Consider the following 3,159-nt stretch of genomic DNA (forward strand, 5'->3'; position numbering starts at 1 on the left):
ACGGCTTTAGAAATCCTAATATCAGTTTCAAAAGAGTCGTTTTACCGCCTCCGTTCGGACCGATTATAGCCATAAATTCTTTATCTTCAAGGCTGAAATTTATATTTTCAAGCACCGTTTCTTTGTCGTATTTGAAATAAAGGTTCTTTACTTCAAGCGCTTTCATTTAAGCACCTCTGTGAGTTGATTTATGGTATCTTCCGGTCTTTCGTTTAAAGGCGATACGATAACCACTTTCGCACCTATTTTGGCAGCTACGATTTTTGCGTATTTGGTAGGGAATTCAGGCGAAATTATTACCGTTTTTACGCCGTTTGCTTTTGCGAGTTTGATAATTTTGGCAAGGTATGCGAAACTCGGGGCTTTTCCTTCTTTTTGTATTGCGATCTGTTTAATGTGAAAATCTTTTGCAAAATAGTAAAATGAAGGATGAAACGTAATAAACGCTTTTTGGCGTATGTTTTCAAATCCTTTAACCTCAAGGTTTGCAAGGGTTTTAATATAGTTTTTGTAGTTATTCAGATAGTATGTTTTGTTTTTCGGCTCATTCTCAATCAACGTATCAAGCACGGTTTTCGCCTGAAGCTGTAAAAGGGCGGGGCTTAGCCAGATGTGAGGGTTGTTGGTTGTTTTAATAAGGTTTCCGAAATAAATAATTTTAATATTCGGGTTTATTTCTTTTATTTTAGAAAGATACTTTTTATCAAACGGTACACCTATTGTGAAATAAATATCCGATTTTTTCAGCTCTTTTAACTGTTTGAAATTAGGCGCGTACGTGGCGGGGGAATTTCCAGGAGGCACCATTACATTTACCTTTACTTTATCTCCTCCGATAGCTTTTACAACGCCTTTTTGAGGCAGTATCGTCACGCTTATATTCAACGCAAAAAGCGGTGTCAGAAAAAATAGAATCAATAAAACTTTTAATTTTTCACTTTTCACTGGTAACTGTTTTACATTCATCACATATTCCTTTAAATATAACTTCTATTTCTTCTATATCGTATTCGCTGTAATTGGAAAGGCTTAAAATATCCTCGGCGTTAAAAGGTTTAAGACAATAGATCTTCTTACAGACCCTGCACTCAAAATGAGGATGTATAGGATTGTGGATTTTACAGTTCAGTTCATAAAAGCCCACACCTTCACTGTTTTTAATTTCTCTGATTGTCTGTTTTTTAAGCAGGTGTTTTATGTTTCTGTAGATCGTGGCTTTGTCAACTTCGAGAATATTTTGCAACTCTTTTGCACTTAAAAGATGTTTTTCTTCTAACAACAAAGCTATTTTAAGTTCTGTTTTTTTAAGATTTTCTATATTTTCACAACTCATAATGAAATTATATCAAAATGCAACTGAGTTGCAAAATTAATGCTTGGGAGTAAATCCGAATACTTTTTTAAATTCTTTTATAAAATGGCTCTGATCACTGAATCCGGCGTTTACAGCCACGATTGAGAGGTTGTTTTCTTTTTTCATAAGTTTAAGTGCGTAATTTAAGCGTTTAACTATTATGTATTGATGAGGGGTGAGTCCGAGCTGGTTTTTAAAAAGCCTCAAAAAATGATATTTGCTTAAATTTTCAGATTCTGCAAGGGTTTGCAGGTCGAGTTTTTGCGTAAAATTTTCATCAATCAGCTGAATAGATCTTTTTAATTTTATATCGGGAAGCTCAATCTCCTGGGTGTAGGAAATCAGTTTTTCAAAGAAGAAATATACCGCTTCTTCGTTTTTGTTGTACATCTTGCAAAAAAGCGTATTGATTTCGTTTGAGGTTATTTTGTTTTGAAAGTTTAGATCTTTTACTGAGGCGATTTCAAAGGTTATTTGATTGACGAAATCTTTTTCCAGTACAATACTTTTATATTCCCATATTCCGGATTTAACAACATGTATTTCATTCGGATTTATAATCCTGAAATCATTTTTTTCATAGTTAAGGGTTTTGTTTTTAAATTCGACAACACACGATCCGTTTGTAATAAGTGCGAAAGAGTATGTCTGGTGAAAATGCGGTTTAAATTCCGTATTGTTGTGAATATCCTCAATATATGCCGCAGTTTTGTCGAATTTAATCATATTTAACCTTTTTGAAATATAATTATTGTATCATTGAATTGATTAAAATCATAGAAAAAATTGCGGAGTGTAATATGTTTAAAAAAGCCTTTTATCTGTGGATGGATATTGCCGTATTTATGTTTTTTGTAATTTTAGTTGATTTTATGCTGTTTGAAGATCTGCTTATGTATTGGAGACTGTTTTTTTATATGAAAGAGATATTTATTGTGATTTTTGTTTTAACTGTTTTAATCAGCATTTTTGCTCTCGGGTATTTTTTTGAAAAACACGGTATCATAAGTTTTAAAAACAGAATAACGGGTTATTTGAAACTTTATTTTTCGATTCTGTGGAGGGCTTTGGTGTTTGTGGTTCCGATAGTTGGGATAATCGCTTTTGTTTATCACGGAAGCATTGGCAGTAGGATTGCTACCATATTTATTGAAATTTTGGCCGGCTTTCCCGCAATTTACTGGTATCTGAAAAAAATTTCAAAAAATTCTTGACACGAATTAAATTTTTGCATATAATTTCAATCCACATTCCGGCGTAGCTCAGTCGGTAGAGCAGACGGCTGTTAACCGTCGGGTCAGAGGTTCGAGTCCTCTCGCCGGAGCCACTGAATTTATTTTTAAAAGTGTCTGTCACCAAAAGCCGTCGTAGCTCAGTTGGCCAGAGCAGCTGATTCGTAATCAGCAGGTCACGGGTTCGAATCCCGTCGTCGGCTCCATTTAATATCTTTATTAATACAATACGGAGTTTAATTTCGGTATAAAATTTGTGTTAAAAGTAAAAAATTACATATTTTATTATAGTGACAGACACTTTGTTGAATGGAGATTTTTAATGATTGTTTCTTAAAATCTAAAATATAAATATCCAAAACAAATACGGGGTTTTGGATGAATAAAAAATAAGAAGAGATATAATGAGGCGTTAATATATAAATATTTATACGAAAAAATATTATATTAACCCAAATTGCTAGTTAAAAAGTAAATTTTGTTTATCTTTATCCAGTTTCAAAAAACAGTCGAAACTATAAGTTAAAATAAAAAGCTTAAGTTTTGTTAAAAAACCACCAATAGAGGTTGCTT

The 3,159-nt window shown here is 33.0% G+C and carries 5 protein-coding genes, 2 tRNA genes and 1 pseudogene; 3 read left to right on the forward strand and 5 right to left on the reverse strand.

The features are described 5' to 3' along the window. The 4 genes from ACXJIE_RS02040 to ACXJIE_RS02055 all read right to left on the reverse strand — a co-directional run. Window positions 1-166, reverse strand: a 166-nt coding sequence (locus tag ACXJIE_RS02040; RefSeq protein ID WP_456479320.1) for an ATP-binding cassette domain-containing protein, incomplete at its 3' end; no start/stop codon positions are given. Further along, window positions 163-966, reverse strand: coding sequence for a metal ABC transporter solute-binding protein, Zn/Mn family (locus ACXJIE_RS02045; protein WP_456479316.1), 804 nt, complete (start codon window positions 964-966; stop codon window positions 163-165). The genes ACXJIE_RS02045 and ACXJIE_RS02040, both read right to left, overlap by 4 nt. Continuing rightward, window positions 935-1,333 (reverse strand): Fur family transcriptional regulator, encoded by a 399-nt coding sequence (locus ACXJIE_RS02050; protein WP_456479317.1) that lies wholly within the window; start codon window positions 1,331-1,333, stop codon window positions 935-937. Before ACXJIE_RS02050 ends, ACXJIE_RS02045 begins: the two co-directional genes overlap by 32 nt. 36 nt (window positions 1,334-1,369) lie before the next feature. Further along, window positions 1,370-2,080, reverse strand: coding sequence for an AraC family transcriptional regulator (locus ACXJIE_RS02055; protein ID WP_456479318.1), 711 nt, complete (start codon window positions 2,078-2,080; stop codon window positions 1,370-1,372). A gap of 74 nt (window positions 2,081-2,154) precedes the next feature. On the opposite strand from ACXJIE_RS02055, the gene ACXJIE_RS02060 reads away from it, so the two are divergent. The 3 genes from ACXJIE_RS02060 (at window position 2,155) to ACXJIE_RS02070 (ending at window position 2,792) form a co-directional block, all read left to right on the forward strand. Continuing rightward, a complete protein-coding gene (locus ACXJIE_RS02060) occupies window positions 2,155-2,568 on the forward strand; it encodes a hypothetical protein (protein ID WP_456479319.1) in 414 nt (137 codons plus the stop codon). Window positions 2,569-2,605: 37 nt separating this feature from the next. After that, window positions 2,606-2,681, forward strand: a tRNA-Asn gene (locus tag ACXJIE_RS02065). 34 nt (window positions 2,682-2,715) lie between these two features. After that, window positions 2,716-2,792: transfer RNA gene (locus ACXJIE_RS02070), tRNA-Thr, on the forward strand. 254 nt (window positions 2,793-3,046) lie between these two features. On the opposite strand, the pseudogene ACXJIE_RS02075 reads toward ACXJIE_RS02070, so the two are convergent. Then, window positions 3,047-3,159, reverse strand: a pseudogene (locus tag ACXJIE_RS02075) (IS982-like element ISSude1 family transposase); the annotation flags it as partial.

It is taken from the genome of Nautilia sp. (assembly GCF_053994455.1).